Here is a 17,666-nt window from a genome sequence, read left to right as displayed (position 1 = left end):
GGCCCGACTACTCCCCCTCGAGCTCGCCCTCGGTCTCGAGGTAGACCTGACGCAGCCCGTCGAGCGTGGCCTGCTCCGGTTGCTCCCACATGTCGCGCTCGGCGGCCTCGAGCAGCCGCTCCGCGATCCCGTGCAGCGCCCAGGGATTCGACTCGGTCATGAACTTGCGGTTCTGCTCGTCGAGCACGTAGGCCTCGGCGAGCTTCTCGTACATCCAGTCCGCGACGACGTTGGTGGTCGCGTCGTAGCCGAACAGGTAGTCGACGGTCGCGGCCATCTCGAACGCGCCCTTGTAGCCGTGCCTGCGCATCGCGTCGAGCCAGCGCGGATTGACCACCCGCGCACGGAACACCCGGGCGGTCTCCTCGGAGAGCGTGCGGGTGCGGACGGCGTCGGGTCGGGTGCTGTCCCCGATGTACGCCTCCGGGGACTTCCCCGTCAGCGCGCGGACCGTGGCGACCATGCCGCCGTGGTACTGGAAGTAGTCGTCGGAGTCGGCGATGTCGTGCTCGCGGGTGTCGGTGTTCTTGGCGGCCACCGCGATTCGGCGGTAGGCGGTGCGCATGTCGTCCGAGGCGGGCGCGCCGTCGAGTCCGCGACCGTACGCGTAGCCGCCCCAGGTGGTGTAGACCTCCGCCAGGTCCGCGTCGTTGCGCCAGCTCTTCGAGTCGATCAGCTGCAGCAGCCCGGCGCCGTAGGTGCCCGGTTTGGACCCGAAGATGCGGGTGGTGGAGCGGCGCTCGTCGCCGTGCTCGGCGAGGTCGGCCTGCGCATGCGCGCGAACGAAATTGGCGTCGGCGGGTTCGTCGAGGGCCGCGACCATCCGCACCGCGTCGTCGAGCAACGCCAGCACGTGTGGGAAGGCATCGCGGAAGAAGCCGCTGATCCGGACCGTCACGTCCACGCGGGGCCGTCCGAGTTCCTCGAGTGAGATCACCTCGAGCGTCGTCACGCGGCGCGACGCCTCGTCCCACACCGGCCGGACGCCGAGCAGTGCGAAGACCTCGGCGATGTCGTCGCCGGAGGTGCGCATCGCCGAGGTGCCCCAGACGGACAGCCCGACGGAGCGCGGGTACTCGCCGTGATCGGCCAGGTAGCGGGCCAGCAGCGATTCCGCCATCGCCTGACCGGTCTCCCAGGCCAGTCGCGACGGCACCGCCTTCGGATCCACCGAGTAGAAGTTCCGGCCGGTCGGCAACACGTTGACCAGGCCGCGCAACGGCGACCCGCTCGGACCGGCGGCGATGAACCGACCGTCGAGGGCACGCAACACCTGATCGATCTCGCCGGCGGTCTGCCGCAGCCGCGGCACCACCTCCGCCGCCGCGAACTCCAGCACGGCGACCACCTGCGCGCCGTGCTCGGCACCCAACGTCGCCGCGGCGGCCGGGTCCCAGTCCGCGGCCTGCAGTTCCGCGACCAGCCGGTGCGCGATCTCCTCGATCGCGTCGACCCGGGTGCGGGCCTCGTCGCCGTCCTCGCTGAGCCCCAGCGCCTCGCGCAGGCCGGGGACGGTGCGTTCGCCGCCCCACATCTGCCGGGCCCGCAGGATCGCGAGCACCAGCTCGACCTCCGCGTCACCCTCGGGGGCCCGGCCGAGAATGTGCAGCCCGTCGCGGATCTGCACGTCCTTGATCTCGCACAGCCAGCCGTCGACGTGCAGCAGCATGTCGTCGAACACGTCTTCGTCGGGACGCTCCGCGAGGCCCAGGTCGTGGTCCATCTTCGCCGCGCGCATCAGCGTCCAGATCTGCTGGCGGATCGCGGGCAGCTTCGCCGGGTCGAGCGCCGAGATGTTGGAGTGCTCGTCGAGCAGCTGCTCGAGTCGCGAGATGTCGCCGTAGCTCTCGGCGCGGGCCATCGGCGGGATCAGGTGGTCGACCAGGGTGGCGTGGGCGCGGCGCTTGGCCTGGGTGCCCTCGCCCGGATCGTTCACCAGGAACGGGTAGATCAGCGGCAGCTCGCCGAGCGCCGCGTCGGTGCCGCAGGAGGCGGACATGCCGAGCGTCTTGCCCGGCAGCCACTCCAGGTTCCCGTGCTTGCCCAGGTGCACCACGGCATCCGCGCCGAAGCCACCCTCGTCCTGGCGGGCGGCCAGCCAGCGGTAGGCGGCGAGGTAGTGGTGGCTCGGCGGCAGGTCCGGATCGTGGTAGATGGCAACGGGATTCTCGCCGAACCCGCGGGGCGGCTGGACCATCAGGACCACGTTGCCGACCTGCATCGCGGCGATGACGATCTCGCCGTCGGGGTCCGAGGACCGGTCAACGTACAGCTCGCCGGGCGCGGTGCCCCAGTGCTCCTCGACGCCCTCGCGCAGGTCCTGCGGCAGCGTGGCGAACCACTGGCGGTACCGCGCCGCAGAGATGCGGATCGGGTTGCCCTCCAATTGTTCCGCGGTCAGCCAGTCCGGGTCCTGGCCGCCCGCCGCGATGAGCGCGTGGATCAGCGCGTCACCGTCGCCTGCGGCCAGACCGGGCAGTGCGTCCTCGCCGTCGAGCGGTCCGAGGTCGTATCCGGCGGCGCGCATCTCGGTGAGCAGCGCGATGGCACTCGCCGGGGTGTCGAGGCCGACCGCATTGCCGATGCGGGCGTGCTTGGTGGGATAGGCCGAGAGCATCAGCGCGATCCGCTTCTCCGCGAGCGGGATGTGCCGCAGCCGGGCGTGCCGGACCGCGATGCCCGCGACCCGGGCCGCCCGCTCGGGGTCGGGCACATACGCGGTGAGCCCGTCCGCGTCGATCTCCTTGAACGAGAACGGAACCGTGATCAGCCGCCCGTCGAACTCGGGCACCGCGACCTGCGTCGCGACGTCCATCGGCGAGAGTCCGTCGTCGTTGGACTCCCAGGCCTCGCGGCTGCTGGTCAGGCACAGGCCCTGCAGGATGGGCACGTCGAGAGCGGCCAGTTCGGTGACGTCCCAGGCCTCGTCGTCCTCGCCCGCCGATGCGCCCGCGGGCTTGGTGCCGCCGGCAGCGAGGACTGTCACGACCATCGCGTCGACCGTGCCGAGGGTCTCGAGCAGCTCCGGCTCAGCCGTGCGCAGCGAGGCGCAGAAGATGGGCAGTGCGTTGGCACCCGCGGCCTCGATCGCGCGGCACAGGGCCTCGACGTACTCGGTGTTGCCCGCCAGGTGCTGGGCGCGGTAGTAGAGCACCGCGATGGTGGGGCCGTCGATCTCCGCGGCCGCGCCACGCTCCAGGTGACCCCAGGTGGGGGTGTGCACCGGCGGTTCGAATCCGTATCCGGTGAGCAGCACGGTGTCGGTGAGGAAGTGGTGCAGCTGAAGCAGATTCAGCGGGCCGCCCTCGGCCAGGTACGCATGCGCCTCCGCGGACACGCCACCCGGCACCGTGGAGAGCTCCATCAGCTCGGCGTCGGGGGCGAGCTCTCCGCCGAGCACCACGGTCGGCAGGCCGGCGGCGAGCACGGCATCGAGCCCGTCCTCCCAGGCGCGGCGGCCGCCGAGGATGCGCACCACCACCAGCTCGATCCCGTCGAGCAGGCCGGGCAGGTCGTCCACCAGCAGCCGGGACGGGTTCGCCCATCGGTACTCCGCGCCGCTGGCACGAGCGCTGAGCAGGTCGGTGTCGGACGTCGACAGCAACAGGATCACGGTGAGGCCTCCTCGGGGTTTCGCGCCCCATACGGTTCGGGACGGCAGCGGCGGAGGGTCTGGCTCCCCGGCGGCCGCAGCAGCGGACGACCGGGTGACAGTGGCGCGACCGCACCGGATTCTCACCGGTTTCCTCTCGAGCTGCCGCAAGCGCCGCTGATGCTACCGGTGCCGGGACGTAGCCTGGAGACGATGTCCGCCGAACCGAACACTCCCGACCGTTCCCGCCCCGACGCCTGCCCCGGCGCCCTGGCCGTGCACCAGGCCGCCGACGGCGCGCTGTCCCGCGTGCGCCTGCCCGGCGGGTTCCTCGAACCGGGCCAACTGCAGTCTCTCGCGGAGGCCGCCGACGACCTCGGCAACAGCGAGCTCGAGCTGACCTCCCGTGGCAACGTCCAGTTCCGCGCGGTGACCGACCCGCAGGCGCTCGCCGGCCGGCTCGCCGCGGCCGGGCTGCTGCCCTCGTCGACGCACGAGCGGGTCCGCAACATCGTCGCCACCCCGCTGTCGGGCCGGATCGGTGGACTACTCGACGTCCGGGACTGGGTGCGAGCGCTCGATCGCGGGCTGTGCGCGGATCCCGCCCTGGCCGACCTGCCGGGGCGGGTGCTCTTCAGCCTCGACGACGGTCGCGGCGACGTCTCGGGCCTGTCCGCGGACCTGGGCCTGCTTGCGGTCACCGCGGAGCGGGTGGCGCTGGTGCTGGCCGGGCGGGACAGCGGCGTCCGGATCGACGCGGCCGACGGCGTCGGGGTGCTGCTGGCCGCCGCGCGCGCCCTGCTCGATATCCGCGACCGGCAGTGGCGACTGCACGAGATCGACGGCGGCCCCGAACGGATCCTCGACCGGCTCGGGCTGCGCCCGAACGAGGATCCCGTCCCCCTGTCGGTGCCCGACGCGGGCCCGATCGGCTGGCTCGACCATGTCGACGGCGCCGTGACCCTCGCCGCCGGGGTCCGGTTCGGCACCCTGCCGACGCGGACGGCTCAGTTCCTCGCCGCGGTCGAAAAGCCGATCGTGGTGACGCCGTGGAAATCCCTGCTGCTGTGCGACCTGGACGAATGGACGGCCGAGCAGGTCGTCCGGGTGCTCGCCCCGATGGGACTGATCTTCGACGCGAACTCGCCGTGGCTGCAGGTCAGCGCATGCACCGGGCGCCCCGGATGCGCCAAGTCGCTGGCCGACGTGCGCGCAGACGCGGGTGCCGCCGTCGACTCCGGCGACCTGCCCGCGCAGGGGCGCGCGCACTGGTCCGGTTGCGAACGGCGGTGCGGGCGCCCGCGCGGCGAGGTCACCGATGTGGTGGCCACGGGCGAGGGTTACCGGGTGGAACAGGGCCGCGGCTGACCCCACTATCGTGGTGGCCATGACCGACTACATCCGCGACGGAGCCGAGATCTACCGTCAGTCCTTTGCCACGATCCGTGCGGAGGCCGACCTGTCCCGGTTCCCGGCGGACGTGTCGCAGACGGTCGTGCGGATGATCCATGCGTGCGGCCAGGTCGACCTGGTCGACGACGTGGCGTTCAGCCCCGCGGTGGTGGCGGCGGCAAGGTCGGCGCTGCGCTCGGGTGCGCCGATCTTCTGCGACGCGACGATGGTCGCGTCGGGTGTCACGCGGCGGCGCCTGCCCGCGAACAACGACGTCGTCTGCCTGCTCGGCGACCCCCGCGTGCCGGTCATCGCGGAGAAGCTCGAGAACACCCGGTCCGCCGCCGCGCTCGAGCTGTGGGGCCCGAAGCTGGAGGGCGCGGTGGTAGCGATCGGCAATGCGCCGACGGCACTGTTCCACCTGCTGGACATGATCGACCAGGGCGCACCGAAGCCGGCGGCCATCGTCGGCTGCCCGGTCGGTTTCATCGGTGCGGCCGAGTCCAAGGAGGACCTGATCGCCCGGGCCGGCGACATCGACTACCTGGTGGTGCGGGGCAGGCGCGGCGGCAGCGCCATCACCGCCGCCGCGCTCAACGCCATTGCCAGCGAGGTCGAGTGATGGTGGACGCAGGGACCGCGCCGGGCACGACGACGGACTCAGCCCGGGGCAAGCTCTGGGGCATCGGGCTCGGTCCCGGGGATCCGGAACTGGTGACCGTCAAGGCCGCGCGGATCATCGCCGAGGCCGACGTCGTCGCCTTCCACAGCGCCCGGCACGGCCGCAGCATCTCCCGGGCGGTCGCGGCGCCGTACATGCGCGAGGACCAGCTCGAGGAGCACCTCGTCTACCCGGTCACCACCGAGACCGTCGACCACCCGGGTGGCTACCAGGGCGCCATCGACGAGTTCTACGCCGTCGCCGCCGAGCGCCTGGCCGCGCACCTGGCGGCCGGCCGGACGGTCGCGCTCCTCGCCGCCGGCGACCCGCTGTTCTACAGCTCCTACATGCACATGCACAAGCGGCTGTGCGAGCGCTTCGACGCCGAGGTGATCCCCGGGGTCACCTCGATCAGCGCGGCCTCCGCGGCGCTCGGCGTGCCGTTGGTCGAACGCGACGAGGTCCTCACCGTGCTGCCCGGCACCCTGCCGGCCGCGGAGCTGACCCGCCGGCTGCGCGAGACCGACGCGGCCGCGATCCTCAAGCTCGGCCGCACCTTCCCGGCGGTGCGCCAGGCGCTCTCGGACGCCGGCCGGCTCGCCGAGGCCAGCTACGTCGAGCGGGCCAGCACGGAGAAGCAGCGCGTGGTCCCGCTCGCCGAGGTGGACGAGAGCGAGGTGCCGTACTTCTCCATCGCGCTGGTGCCCAGTCCCTCGAACAATGCCGCGGCGCAGCAGGTTTCGGCAGGTGAAGTGGTCGGGGCGAGCGACGCGACGGGGTATGTCTCCGTGGTGGGGCTCGGGCCCGGCGACGACGCCTGGACGACCGCCGAGGTGCGGGAGGAACTCGCCCGCGCCACGGACATCGTCGGCTACACCACCTACGTCGACCGGGTGCCCGAGCGCGCCGGCCAGCACCGGCACGCCAGCGACAACAAGGTCGAGTCGGAGCGGGCCGCGATGGCACTGGACCTGGCCAAGCGCGGGGCCCGGGTGGTCGTGGTGTCCTCCGGCGACCCGGGCGTGTTCGCGATGGCCGCCGCGGTGATCGAGATGGCCGCCGAACCCCAGTGGTCCCGGGTGCCGGTGCGGGTGCTGCCCGGCATGACCGCGGCCAACGCGGTCGCCAGCCGGGTCGGCGCACCGCTCGGGCACGACTACGCGATGATCTCGCTCTCCGACCGGCTCAAGCCCTGGGACGTCGTGGCCAAACGGATCTCCGCGGTCGCGGCCGCCGACATGGCCATCGCCGTGTACAACCCGGCATCCAAGAGCCGGACCTGGCAGGTCGGCGCCATGAAGGAACTGCTGCTCGAGCACCGCTCCCCGCAGACCCCGGTGATCGTCGGCCGGGACGTGGCCGGGCCCGAGGAGAGCGTGCGGATCGTGCCGCTCGGTGAACTCGAACCGTCCGAGATCGACATGCGCACCCTGCTGATCGTCGGCTCCTCGCTCACCACGGTGGTCGAGAGCGGCGGCGAGCGGAAGGTGTTCACCCCGCGGCGCTACCCGGGCTGAGTCTCCCGGCGGTCCGGGCCGCGCCCGGACCGCCGTCAGTGCTCGTCGTAGTGATCGCCGTGCTCGGCGTGTCGGTGCCCGTCGTGGATGTAGTCGACGTGGTCGCCGTGCGGCACGGCCACGTGCCCGCACCCTTCGCCGTGGTGGTGTTCGTGCGTGCCGTGCACGGTGTGTTCCGGGGCCTCGCACTCGTCGACGTGATCGCCGTGCACCCGGTGCAGGTGACCCTCGTGCACGTAGTCGACGTGGTCGCCGTGCGGCACCGCGACGTGGCCGCAACCGGGTCCGTGGACGTGGTCGTGATCGGCGTGCGGGTGGTGCTCGGATTCCGTCACCTGAGTCTCCTCACCAACTCGGTCCACCCCTCGTTTCGAAGCTAGCCCAGCGGTGACGGCCGTCACAACCGAGACCCGGTCGAAAGATCTCGGAAAAGATCTGGCGCCGGTGTCGAATCCAGTGGGCGTCGATCGACGTACGGGTAGAGGCGGGAACGAACCCGCCCGACACCAACCCGACCACGAGGAGTCGTCATGCCCCGCTACCTGTCCCTCATCCACGTCGACGAGCGCACCGCCCCCGCCGACGGACCGAGCCCGGAACTGATGGAACGCATGGGAGCCCTGCTCGAGGAGGTGACCAAGGCCGGCGTGATGCTCGAGACCCAGGGCCTGACACCCAGCTCGGAGGGCACGAAGATCACCTGGTCCGGCGGCGAGCTCAGCTACACCGACGGGCCGTTCACCGAGACCAAGGAGGTCATCGGTGGCTACGCGATCATGCAGTGCAAGGACAAGGCCGAAGCGCTCGAGTGGTCGCGCCGGTTCCTGCAGGTCCACGAGGACTACTGGACCGTCACCCTCGAACTGCGCCAGATCGCCGAGGAGTGAAGTCCCGGACGGTCGGGACGACGGTCCCTTCCGATCGGGACGTAGTGTTCGACACGATGTGCCGGTGACGACCGAGCAGACGAGGACGGGCCACGCGATGATCGACGCGCTGCCCACGCAGCAGCAGCGGGTGCTGCTGCTGCGCCTCGTCCGCGGGCTGACGGTCGAGCAACCTTGACCGGGCCACCGCGGACTGCTGTCATCGGTCCTGTGAAGTCGTACACGGTGGCCGAGACGATCGAGACGGTGTTCCGGATCGAATCGCCGCGCGTCATTGCCGCCGCCGCCCGGATCGTCCGCGACGTCGGCCGCGCCGAGGAACTGGCGCAAGACGCCCTCGTTGCCGCGCTCGAACAGTGGCCGCGCACCGGGATTCCCGACCGACCCGGGGCGTGGCTGATCGCCACCGTCCGCAACCGCGCCGTCGACGTGGTCCGCCGGGAGCAGACGTACGCCCGCAAACTCGTCGAGATCGGCCGCGGCCTCGAGCCGGCGTCGGCACCCGCGCCGCCGGCCGACACCGACGACATCGACGACGACCTGCTGAGGCTGATCTTCGTCGCCTGCCACCCGGTGCTGTCCACGCCGGCCCGGATCGCGCTGACCCTGCGACTGCTCGGCGGGCTCACGACCACCGAGATCTCCCGTGCCGTGCTCGCTCCCGAATCGACGGTCGCGCAGCGCATCGTGCGCGCCAAACGAACCCTCGCGGCCCGGCAGGTGCCGTTCGAGGTGCCCGTCGGCACCGACCGGGCCGCACGGCTGTCGTCGGTGCTCGAGGTGGTCTACCTGATCTTCAACGAGGGCTACTCCGCGACCGCAGGCGACGACCTGCTCCGACCCGGCCTGTGCGAGGACGCGCTGCGCCTCGCAAGGGTGCTCGCGGCGCTGATGCCCGACGAACCCGAGGTGCACGGACTGCTCGCGCTGCTCTACCTGCAGGCGTCGCGAACCGGCGCCCGCGTCGACGCCGACGGCACGGCCGTGCTGCTCGCCGACCAAGACCGTGGCCGGTGGAACCGGATGCTCGTCCGGCTCGGCATGGAGTCGTTGCAGCGCGCCGGACTCCTCGGGAGTGGCCGGATGGGACCGTACTCGGTGCAGGCCGCGATCGCGGCCTGCCACGCCCGCGCGGCCCGTTACGAGGACACCGACTGGGCGACCATCACCGCCCTCTACGACCGGTTGCTGGAGTCGACCCCGTCGCCGGTGGTCGCGTTGAACCGCGCGGTCGCCGTGTCGATGGCACAGGGTCCGGCGGCCGCCCTCGTACTCGTCGACGGCCTCGCCGACGACCCAGCCCTGCGCGACTACCACCTGCTACCCAGTGTCCGCGGCGATCTGTTGTCGCGGCTCGGGCGCGACGGCGATGCCCGCACCGAGTTCGAGCGGGCCGCGGCGCTGACCCGCAATGTCCGCGAACGCGAGTTGTTGCTCCGGCGGGCGCGGCCGCCCGGCCCGGTGGCCTGACCGCGCGGCGACATCAGGGGCGCGTGTGCCGCGTGCCCCGTTCCGCCTGGTCGAGAACCCAGCGCGCGGCACCCGGCACCGAGTCGAACGTAGTGACGCCGTCGGGGATCGACGGCCGGCGCACCATCAGCACCGGGATGCCGAGTTCTCGGGCGGCGGTCAACTTCGCCTCCGTCAGCGGGCCACCGCTGTTCTTCGTCACCAGCACGTCGACGGAATGGTCACGCATCAGCGATACTTCGGCATCGACGTCGAACGGGCCGCGGTCGAGCAGCAGCGTCGTCCGGGCCGGGACCGCGCCGTCCGGCGCGTCGATGGCCCGGACGAGGAACCACGCATCCACCCCGGCGAATCGGTCCACCCCCTGCCGGCCGATGGTCAGGAACACCCGCGAGCCCAGTTCCGGCAGCGTGGCGGCGGCGTCGTCGAGGGAGTCGACCTCCGTCCACCGGTCCCCCGGCCCCGGCGTCCAGGCGGCGCGGCGCAGCACCGCGAGCGGCACACCCCGCGCCCGCGACGCCGCCACGGCGTTGCCGGTGATGCGCGCGGCGAACGGATGCGTGGCGTCGACCACGACGTCGATCCGGTTGTCCCGCAGCCAGTCCCGCAGCCCGTCCGCGCCGCCGAACCCGCCGATCCGGACCTCGCCCTCGGGCAGTCGAGGCGCACGCACCCGCCCCGCGAGCGACGAGACGACATCGACGCCGGCCTCGGGGGTCAGCCGGGCGGCCAGCGCCCGGGCCTCCGAGGTACCGCCGAGAACCAGCAGCCGGGCCATCAGTGGGTGGTACGACGCCGGGTCGACGAGTACAGGTAGCTGTCCGGGAATCCCGCGGCGCTGAGCACCCGGCCGACGACGATGACCGCCGTCTTGGTCACCCCGGCCTCGTGCACCTGCGCCGCAATCGAATCCACGGTGCCGCGCAGCACGATCTCGTCCGGCCGGCTGGCGAACGCGACCACCGCGGCCGGGCAGTCACCCCCGTACGGTCCGCGCAATTCCAGGGCGACCTGGTCGATCCGGTGCGCCGCCAGGTGGATCACCAGCGTGGCGCCGCTCGCCCCGAGCGTGGCCAGGTCCTCGCCCTCGGGCATCGCCGTCGACAGCGTCGAGACCCGGGTCAGGACGATGGACTGCGACACCCCGGGGACGGTGAGTTCGCGGCCGAGCGTGGCGGCCGCGGCCGCGAACGCCGGTACGCCCGGCACGATCTCGTATCCGACGCCCGCCTCGTCGAGCCGGCGCACCTGCTCGGCGACCGCGCTGTAGATCGACGGATCGCCCGAGTGCAGCCGTGCGACGTCCTTGCCCTCCCCGTCCGCGGACACCAGCAGCGCCGTGATCTCGTCGAGGCTCAGTCGCGCGGTGTCGACGACCTGCGCGCCCTCCGGGCACAGGTCCAGCAGCTCGGCGGGCACCAGGCTGCCCGCGTACAGGCACACCGGGCTCTCGCCCAGGATCCGGGCGCCGCGCACGGTGATGAGGTCGGCGGCGCCGGGTCCGGCGCCGATGAAACGGACGGTCACCTGTCGTTCTCCTTTGTCACGATCCACTGCGCGACCGGCAGGTGCGGGCGCCAGGCGGTGAAGCCGCCGAGCGCGGCGCCGCGATAGATCTGGAACTTGCGCAGCTCGCCGCCGTGCCGGCCGTGCCATTGCAGCAGCAGCGACTCCGACTCCGCGGTCACCGCGTTGACCACCATCCGCCCCCCGACGTCGAGCGCGGCCCAGCAGGCGTCGAACACGCCGGCGGCGGTGACACCGCCGCCGAGGAATACGGCGGCGGGCCTCGGGGCGTCGGCGAGCGAGCCGGGTGCCGCGCCCCGCACGTCGAGTGCCGGGACCCCGAGCCGCTGCGCGTTCTCGGCGATCCGGTCACGACGCTGCGGGTCGCGTTCGAAACTCACGGCGCGACAGGTCGGGTCGGTGCGCATCCACTCGATCGCGACGCTGCCCGAGCCGCCGCCGACGTCCCAGAGCAGTTCACCCGGCTCCGGTGCCAGTGCGGCGAGAGTCAGGGCCCGCACCTCCCGCTTGGTCAGCTGACCGTCGGAGGCGTACGCGTCGTCGGGTAGTCCGGGAATCCTGGTGTGGCGCACGGCGTCCCGACTGCGCCTGCAGTACAGGGCGAGCAGGTTGAGCGGGTCGCCCGGGGCGCGCGTCCACCCGGCGGCGCGACCGCGGAAGCCCGCCTCGGCGGGGCCGCCGAGCTGCTCGAGGACGGTGATCTCGGTGTCGCCGAATCCCGAGTCGCGCAGCAGTTCCGCGACCTGGGCGGGTGTGCGTTCGTCGCGGCTGAGCACCAGCATCCGGCGACCGTGCGACAGCTCCGGGATCAGCGTCGTCGCCGGCGCGCTCACCAAGGACACGACGGGCGTCTCGTGCAGCGCCCAGCCGAGCCGGGCACACGCCAACGACGCCGACGACGGCTGCGCGAGCACGCGCACCCGCGCGGCTCCGAGCAGCCGGATCAGGGTCACTCCGATGCCGTGGAACATCGGGTCGCCGCTGGCCAGCACGCAGATGCGGTGGCCGGCGTGCTCTCGGAGCAGTCCGGGTAGCGCCGGCGCGAGCGGCGACGGCCACGACACCCGGCGGGCATCACCGGTGGGTACCAGGTCGAGTTGGCGCGGCGATCCCATCAGCACGTCCGCCCCGATGACGGCGCGGCGCGCGTTCGGCGACAACCCGTCCCAGCCGTCCGCACCGATGCCGACCACGACGATCGGTCCGCTCATCGGGGCATCCGCCGCCAGATCCGTTGCGGGAGCATGCGCATCACGACGGATGCCGGCCACAGCAGGCCGGGCACCCAGACCCGCTCGCGCCCCTTGCCCAGCGCCGCGACCACAGCGGCGGCGACCTGTCCGGGTGTCGAGGACATCGGCGCCGGGCTCATGCCCTCGGTCATCCGGCCGGTCACGAAGCCGGGCCGCACCAGCAGCAGCGAGACCCCACTGCCGTGCAGGGCGTCGCCGAGGCCGCTCGCGAATCCGTCCAGGCCTGCCTTCGCCGAGCCGTACACGTAGTTCGCGCGCCGCACCCGGACCCCGGCGATGGAGGAGAACACCACGATGCGGCCGGTGCCCTGGGCGCGCAGCAGCTGCGCGAGGTGGGTGAGCACGCTGACCTGCGCGACGTAGTCGGTGTGGACGACGTTGACCGCATGCTGGGCGTCGGTCTCGGCGCGGGCCTGGTCGCCGAGGATGCCGAACGCGAGCACCACCACGTCGATCGGTCCCAGTTCGACGATCGTGGACAGGACCCGGCCGTGGTCGGCGAGGTGGTCCGCGTCGAACTCGACGGTCTGCACCGAGGTGGCGCCGGCGGCGAGCACCGCGGCCCGCTCGTCGGCGAGGTCGTCGCTGCGCCGGGCGGCGAGGATCACCGGTTTTCCGGGCGCGAGTCTGGTCGCGACCTCGAGTCCTATCTCGCTACGGCCACCGAGCACGACTACCGATCCGACACTCATGCCTCAAGTGTCCTCGACTAGCGTCGGGCCATGGCCCGCACCCCCTTCAATCCCGCCGAGTTGCCGACGGACGCGCTCGCCTTCCTCGCCGACCGTCACCTGGCGTCGCTGACCACCCTGCGCCGTGACGGCACGCCGCACGTGGTGGCGGTGGGGTTCACCTGGGATGCGGACCGCCAGTTGGCGCGGGTGATCACCAACGGCGGCTCGCAGAAGGCGCTCAATGCGGCGCGCGGCGGATACGCGGCGCTCACCCAGATCGACGGGCCGAGGTGGTTGACGCTCGAGGGGCCGGCCCGGGTCAGCGACGATCCCGACGAGGTGGCCGAGGCGGTGGCCCGCTACGCCCGCCGGTACCGGCAGCCGCGGGAGAATCCCACCCGAGTGGTCATCGAGGTCAGCGTGCGTCGGGCGCTCGGGCTGGCGACCCTGCTCGGCCGCTGAGACGCGGGCAATTCGGTCTGTGCCCCTCGACTGGGCCCCGGCCTCGGCGATACCGTGAGGTGGGTCGCGGGGGAATTCAACCGAGGAGCAGCCATGGGCGCTCGACGCACCACCCTTCGGATTCTGACGCTCGCCGTGCCTGCCGCTGCCGCCCTGGTGGTGGCGGCCCCGGGGCAGGCAATGCCACCGCACCCGTTCGGGCCGCCTGCGCTGACCATCGGCTGCCCCAATCAGGGCAGCCTGATGTCGCTGACCGGGGCGACCGGACAGTCCGGACCCGAGCCCGGGATCAATCCCGGCGAGATCAGGTTCCAGACCTTCCCCGCCGCGCCGCCGATTCCGGCCGCCGGGCAGGTCACCGTCGCGTGGGTCAACTTCGACACCGGACAGACCGGGATCGCGAACCTGGAGGGCACCTATCCGTACCTGTCGAAGACGGTGTACACCGGCCACGGCAACGTGATGGCGTCGGTGTTCGGGTCGATCAACCTCGGCAGCATGCCGCTGTGCCAGGCGAACCCGACCTTCGGCAACTTCATCGTGTGACAGCCCGGAGCGCTACCGCGGATTCGTCCGACGATGTAGCCGAGGAGGCCGGAGATGAGTCAGCCAACGATTGACCCGACGTTCTATCGCAGCGCGGCCGAGGCTGCTGCCGCCCCGCCGGAACGACTGGCATATGTGGTCGCGTTCGACCGCGCGGCGGAGAAACCCGACGCCCTGACCGTGATCGATGTGGATCCCGCTTCGGCTGCGTACGGCACCGTGGTGGGCTGGACCGACGTTCCGCACACAGGCGACGAGTTGCACCACTTCGGCTGGAACGCCTGTAGCAGCGCGCTCAAACACGAGGGCCACCACCTGCAGGGGTTGGCGCGGCGGTACCTGATCGTGCCGGGGCTGCGCTCCTCGCGCGTGTACGTGTTCGACACCCAGCCCGACCCGCGGCAACCCACCCTGTGCAAGATCACGGACGGCGCCGAACTCGCCGCCGGGGCCGGCTACTCCCGACCGCACACCTCCCATTGCGGCCCGGACGGGGTGTTCATGACGTGCCTCGGCGGCGCAGACGGAGCGGACGGGCCGGGCGGCATCGCCTTGCTCGATCACGCCACCTTCGACGTGCTCAGGAGCTGGGAAACCGACAGGGGGCCGCAATATCTCGCCTATGACGCCTGGTGGCACCTCAATCAGAACACGCTGATCTCCAGCGAGTGGGGCACACCGTCGATGATCGAGGACGGGCTGGTGCCGGAGCTACTGCTGGCGAACAAGTACGGCCACGCGATCCATTTCTGGGACCTCGCCACCGGTGAGCATCAACAGCGAGTGGACCTCGGCGAGCAGTACCAGATGCCGCTCGAGCTACGCCCGTCGCACGACCCGGAGGCCGCCTGGGGATACGTCGGTGTGGTCATCTCGACCGAGGACCTGTCGGCCTCCGTATGGCGCTGGCACCGAGACGGTGGTGGCTGGGCGGTGGACCGGGTGATCACCATCCCGGCCGAGCCGGCAGATCCCGACCTACTGCCGCCGGCGCTGAAGCCGTTCGGTGCGGTGCCACCGTTGGTCAGCGACATCGACCTCTCGGTCGACGACCAGTTCCTCTACGTCTCGTGCTGGGGCACCGGGGAGCTCAAGCAGTTCGACGTGCACGACCCCGCCAACCCGCGAGAGACCGGGTCCGTCCGGCTCGGCGGGATCGTCGGCCGCAACGCCCACCCGGCTGCACCGAACCAGCCGTTGTCCGGCGGCCCCCAGATGGTCGAGATCAGCCGTGACGGGCGGCGGGTCTACCTCACCAACTCCCTCTACGGAGCGTGGGACGACCAGTTCTATCCGGACGGCGTCGGCGCCTGGATGGCCGTCCTGCACGCCGGACCCCGCGGCGGAATGACCGTCGATCAGGCCTTCTTCCCGCATGGCGATGACTTTCGGGGTCTGCGGGCCCACCAGGTTCGTCTCCAGGGCGGCGACGCGTCCTCCGACTCGTACTGCTACCGGTAGTCAGTCGACGAAGGCCGGGGTCACCTCTGCACGATCTCGGCGAAGGACGCGGCGTCCTCCTCGCCGAACTTCTCCTCGAGCACCTCGGGGGTGTAGTCGAGGTCGATCTCCTCGATCGGACGACCGCGCGCCGACTCGATCGCGCCGAGCCGGCGCTGCGCCCGATCCGCCGCGTACGCGACGAACTCCTCGGGGTCGAGGCCGAACGGTTGCACCTCGAACTGGTCGTTGTTCCAGTTGATCAGGCCGATCGCCAGCGGCATCAGTTCGGCCATCCGCTGCTGCACGACGTCCCAGTTGCTCTCGTCCGCAGCGACGTGCCTGCGGCAGGTGAAAGTGCCCCACGCCATGTGCCTGCGCTCGTCGTTGCCGATCAGCCGGATCAGCTCCTGCATGCCGGGCAGGATGTTCCACTCGGTGCACACCTTCTGCCACGCGTAGTACCCGGTGAGCGCGAGGCTGCCCTCGATGACGTGGTTGTAGGTGACGGAGGCACGCACCTGGTTCGCCGGGCTCGGATCGGTTTCCAGGACCGCGAGGGATTCCGGCAGCTCCTCGTAGAACAGCTGCCGGTACGCCGGGTTGTCGGCGACGAACCGATGCAGGTCGTCGGTCAGCCCGACCGCGTCCATCCACAACCGGAACACCTGCGTGTGTTTGGCCTCCTCGAAGCAGAACTGGGTCAGGTACAACTCGTCGCCGAGCCGACCCTCGGCGGCCATCGCCTTCATGAAGGGCTGGATGTCCTCGGTGACGGCCTCCTCCCCCGCGATGAACTGGGCGCACAACATCGCGGAGCTGCGCTGCTGCTCGCTGGTCAGCCCGGCCCAGTCCTCGGCGTCCTTGCCGAAGTCGAGGGACCGCGGATCCCAGAAGTGCGCGTTCCCCTTGCTGAACAACCGCAGCGGAAAGGCATCCCAGTTCAGTCCACCCGCCCGAAGCGATCCGAAGCCCTGCCTGGTCACGGGAGTTGCGGTCATGGCGCACGTCCTGGTCTGTGATGGTGGAAGCGCCGCCGGTGTGGTCGGCGTCACACCCCCATCGTTTACACAGCCGTGTGCAGTGTCAAGGACCCAGCACGGTGAGTCCGTGCGGGCGGGTGTTCATCGACTCGCACCCGTCCGCCGTGACCACGACAATGTCCTCGATCCGGGCGCCCCAGTCACCGCGGAAGTAGATGCCCGGCTCGATGCTGAACGCCATCCCCTGGGCGAGCTCGATCCGGTTGCCCGCCACGATGTACGGCTCCTCGTGCACGGACAGGCCGATCCCGTGGCCGGTGCGGTGGACGAAGACCTCGGCCAGTCCCTCCGCCGCGAGAACATCGCGGGCGGCCGCGTCGACGGATTCGGCGCTCACGCCCGGACGCACGGCGTCGACCGCGGCCCGCTGCGCGCGCTCGAGCACCGCGAACTTCGCCGCCACCTCGGGTGCGGGCTCCCCCATGCTGTAGGTGCGGGTGCTGTCGGAGTTGTAGCCCGGCGCAACCGGTCCGCCGATGTCGACGACCACCACGTCCCCGGGCTCGATGGTGCGGTCGGAGACCTCGTGGTGCGGGTCGGCGCCGTGCGGGCCGGACCCGACGATGATGAACTCGGCCCCCGTGTGGCCCTCCTCCACGATCGCGGCGCCGATGTCGGTGGCCACCTCGGCCTCGGTGCGCCCGGGCCGCAGCCACTCGCCCATCCGCGCGTGCACCCGGTCGATCGCCGCTCCGGCGCGACGCAACGCCTCGATCTCGGCCTCGTCCTTGATCATTCGCAGTTCGCGCAGCACACCGGTGGCCAGGATCGGCGGTGACCCCAGCGCCGCGGTCAGCGGGATCACGTGCAGCGCGGGCATCGCCTCGGCGACTGCGGTCTTGCCCGGTTGCGGCAACAGGGAGCCCACCAGTGCGTACGGGTCGACCCCGTCCACCCAGTCCCGCACCGGCAGACCGAGTTCCGCGGTCGCCGAGTCGCCGAGCGCTGCGAGTTCGAGCCGTGGCACGACCACCGACGCGGGAGTGCCGTCGGCGGGAACGACCAGGCAGGTCAGCCGCTCGAACGAGTCGGCGCCCGAGCCGATCAGATACTTCAGGTCGGGGCCGGGGGTGATGAGCAACGCGTCCAGACCTGCATTCGCGGTGAGTTCCGCGGCGCGCCGGAGGCGCTCGCCGTAGACGGCGGTCGGGAAACGTCCGGTCGAGGGGCTCTGTGTACTCATGGCACTCAGGCTAACGAGG

Annotated in this window: 16 protein-coding genes and 1 riboswitch; of the genes, 8 read left to right on the top strand and 8 right to left on the bottom strand. The window is 71.5% G+C overall.

All coding sequences use genetic code 11. From position 1 onward, the window contains the following. Positions 1–7: 7 nt before the first annotated feature. Positions 8–3,613, bottom strand: a complete 3,606-nt coding sequence (gene cobN / locus ACFVH2_RS18490; RefSeq protein WP_378426107.1) for a cobaltochelatase subunit CobN — start codon at positions 3,611–3,613, stop codon at positions 8–10. A gap of 57 nt (positions 3,614–3,670) precedes the next feature. Then, positions 3,671–3,747: riboswitch (cobalamin riboswitch) on the bottom strand. A gap of 58 nt (positions 3,748–3,805) precedes the next feature. On the opposite strand from cobN, the gene cobG reads away from it, so the two are divergent. From cobG to cobJ, 3 genes are read left to right on the top strand one after another with little or no spacing between them, the layout of a single operon-like run. After that, a complete protein-coding gene (gene cobG / locus ACFVH2_RS18485; protein WP_378426109.1) occupies positions 3,806–4,960 on the top strand; it encodes a precorrin-3B synthase in 1,155 nt (384 codons plus the stop codon). A 19-nt stretch (positions 4,961–4,979) separates the two neighbouring features. Beyond that, on the top strand, positions 4,980–5,606 hold the full coding sequence (locus tag ACFVH2_RS18480; protein ID WP_378426111.1) for a precorrin-8X methylmutase: 627 nt from the start codon (positions 4,980–4,982) through the stop codon (positions 5,604–5,606). Next, on the top strand, positions 5,606–7,162 hold the full coding sequence (gene cobJ, locus ACFVH2_RS18475) for a precorrin-3B C(17)-methyltransferase (protein ID WP_378426113.1): 1,557 nt from the start codon (positions 5,606–5,608) through the stop codon (positions 7,160–7,162). Before ACFVH2_RS18480 ends, cobJ begins: the two co-directional genes overlap by 1 nt. Before the next feature lie 35 nt (positions 7,163–7,197). On the opposite strand, the gene ACFVH2_RS18470 is transcribed toward cobJ, so the two are convergent. Continuing rightward, positions 7,198–7,497, bottom strand: a complete 300-nt coding sequence (locus ACFVH2_RS18470; RefSeq protein ID WP_378426115.1) for a hypothetical protein — start codon at positions 7,495–7,497, stop codon at positions 7,198–7,200. 195 nt (positions 7,498–7,692) lie between these two features. Between ACFVH2_RS18470 and ACFVH2_RS18465 the strand changes: the two genes are divergently transcribed. Both ACFVH2_RS18465 and ACFVH2_RS18460 read left to right on the top strand, forming a co-directional pair. Continuing rightward, the gene (locus ACFVH2_RS18465) at positions 7,693–8,049 is read left to right on the top strand and encodes a YciI family protein (RefSeq protein ID WP_378426117.1); all 357 of its coding nucleotides are present in this window, start codon (positions 7,693–7,695) and stop codon (positions 8,047–8,049) included. A gap of 210 nt (positions 8,050–8,259) precedes the next feature. Next, entirely contained in the window at positions 8,260–9,519 is a 1,260-nt protein-coding gene (locus ACFVH2_RS18460; RefSeq protein WP_378426119.1) for an RNA polymerase sigma factor, read from the top strand. Between the two features lie 13 nt (positions 9,520–9,532). Here ACFVH2_RS18460 and ACFVH2_RS18455 read toward each other — a convergent pair whose 3' ends face one another. The 4 genes from ACFVH2_RS18455 to ACFVH2_RS18440 are packed head-to-tail and all read right to left on the bottom strand — an operon-like array spanning position 9,533 to position 12,991. Further along, on the bottom strand, positions 9,533–10,297 hold the full coding sequence (locus ACFVH2_RS18455; RefSeq protein WP_378426121.1) for a cobalt-precorrin-6A reductase: 765 nt from the start codon (positions 10,295–10,297) through the stop codon (positions 9,533–9,535). Beyond that, on the bottom strand, positions 10,297–11,046 hold the full coding sequence (gene cobM, locus ACFVH2_RS18450; protein WP_378426123.1) for a precorrin-4 C(11)-methyltransferase: 750 nt from the start codon (positions 11,044–11,046) through the stop codon (positions 10,297–10,299). The genes ACFVH2_RS18455 and cobM overlap by 1 nt, the downstream gene beginning before the upstream one ends. Further along, complete coding sequence (cbiE, locus tag ACFVH2_RS18445) at positions 11,043–12,257, bottom strand: precorrin-6y C5,15-methyltransferase (decarboxylating) subunit CbiE (RefSeq protein WP_378426125.1); 1,215 nt, start codon at positions 12,255–12,257, stop codon at positions 11,043–11,045. Before cbiE ends, cobM begins: the two co-directional genes overlap by 4 nt. After that, entirely contained in the window at positions 12,254–12,991 is a 738-nt protein-coding gene (locus ACFVH2_RS18440) for an SDR family NAD(P)-dependent oxidoreductase (protein WP_378426127.1), read from the bottom strand. The genes cbiE and ACFVH2_RS18440 overlap by 4 nt, the downstream gene beginning before the upstream one ends. Before the next feature lie 30 nt (positions 12,992–13,021). Here ACFVH2_RS18440 and ACFVH2_RS18435 point away from each other — a divergent pair, with 30 nt between their 5' ends. The 3 genes from ACFVH2_RS18435 to ACFVH2_RS18425 all read left to right on the top strand — a co-directional run bounded on the left by ACFVH2_RS18435 (position 13,022) and on the right by ACFVH2_RS18425 (position 15,442). Beyond that, positions 13,022–13,435, top strand: a complete 414-nt coding sequence (locus ACFVH2_RS18435; RefSeq protein ID WP_378426129.1) for a pyridoxamine 5'-phosphate oxidase family protein — start codon at positions 13,022–13,024, stop codon at positions 13,433–13,435. A 93-nt stretch (positions 13,436–13,528) separates the two neighbouring features. Beyond that, a complete protein-coding gene (locus tag ACFVH2_RS18430) occupies positions 13,529–13,981 on the top strand; it encodes a hypothetical protein (RefSeq protein WP_378426131.1) in 453 nt (150 codons plus the stop codon). A 54-nt stretch (positions 13,982–14,035) separates the two neighbouring features. Then, positions 14,036–15,442, top strand: a complete 1,407-nt coding sequence (locus ACFVH2_RS18425; protein WP_378426132.1) for a selenium-binding protein SBP56-related protein — start codon at positions 14,036–14,038, stop codon at positions 15,440–15,442. Positions 15,443–15,462: 20 nt separating this feature from the next. Here ACFVH2_RS18425 and ACFVH2_RS18420 read toward each other — a convergent pair whose 3' ends face one another. Together ACFVH2_RS18420 and ACFVH2_RS18415 are read right to left on the bottom strand one after the other, a co-directional pair. Further along, entirely contained in the window at positions 15,463–16,422 is a 960-nt protein-coding gene (locus tag ACFVH2_RS18420) for a R2-like ligand-binding oxidase (protein WP_378426134.1), read from the bottom strand. 85 nt (positions 16,423–16,507) lie between these two features. After that, positions 16,508–17,647 carry a M24 family metallopeptidase gene (locus ACFVH2_RS18415; protein ID WP_378426136.1) on the bottom strand — a complete coding sequence of 380 codons (1,140 nt, stop codon included), beginning with the start codon at positions 17,645–17,647 and terminating at the stop codon, positions 16,508–16,510. Positions 17,648–17,666: the final 19 nt, after the last annotated feature.

Source organism: Rhodococcus sp. NPDC127527, from assembly GCF_042672245.1.
GTDB lineage: Bacteria > Actinomycetota > Actinomycetes > Mycobacteriales > Mycobacteriaceae > Rhodococcus_G.
The sequence above is the reverse complement of the archived record's forward strand: the minus strand, read 5'-3'. Positions and strand labels throughout refer to the sequence as shown.

Bases quoted from the DNA above. Each gene is read 5' to 3' on its own strand.
- cbiE (WP_378426125.1), bottom strand. From the start codon at position 12,257: ATGAGCGGACCGATCGTCGTGGTCGGCATCGGTGCGGACGGCTGGGAC.
- ACFVH2_RS18440 (WP_378426127.1), bottom strand. From the start codon at position 12,991: ATGAGTGTCGGATCGGTAGTCGTGCTCGGTGGCCGTAGCGAGATAGGA.
- ACFVH2_RS18465 (WP_378426117.1), top strand. From the start codon at position 7,693: ATGCCCCGCTACCTGTCCCTCATCCACGTCGACGAGCGCACCGCCCCC.
- ACFVH2_RS18455 (WP_378426121.1), bottom strand. From the start codon at position 10,297: ATGGCCCGGCTGCTGGTTCTCGGCGGTACCTCGGAGGCCCGGGCGCTG.
- ACFVH2_RS18415 (WP_378426136.1), bottom strand. From the start codon at position 17,647: ATGAGTACACAGAGCCCCTCGACCGGACGTTTCCCGACCGCCGTCTAC.
- cobG (WP_378426109.1), top strand. From the start codon at position 3,806: ATGTCCGCCGAACCGAACACTCCCGACCGTTCCCGCCCCGACGCCTGC.
- cobJ (WP_378426113.1), top strand. From the start codon at position 5,606: ATGGTGGACGCAGGGACCGCGCCGGGCACGACGACGGACTCAGCCCGG.
- ACFVH2_RS18430 (WP_378426131.1), top strand. From the start codon at position 13,529: ATGGGCGCTCGACGCACCACCCTTCGGATTCTGACGCTCGCCGTGCCT.
- ACFVH2_RS18420 (WP_378426134.1), bottom strand. From the start codon at position 16,422: ATGACCGCAACTCCCGTGACCAGGCAGGGCTTCGGATCGCTTCGGGCG.
- ACFVH2_RS18480 (WP_378426111.1), top strand. From the start codon at position 4,980: ATGACCGACTACATCCGCGACGGAGCCGAGATCTACCGTCAGTCCTTT.
- ACFVH2_RS18435 (WP_378426129.1), top strand. From the start codon at position 13,022: ATGGCCCGCACCCCCTTCAATCCCGCCGAGTTGCCGACGGACGCGCTC.
- ACFVH2_RS18425 (WP_378426132.1), top strand. From the start codon at position 14,036: ATGAGTCAGCCAACGATTGACCCGACGTTCTATCGCAGCGCGGCCGAG.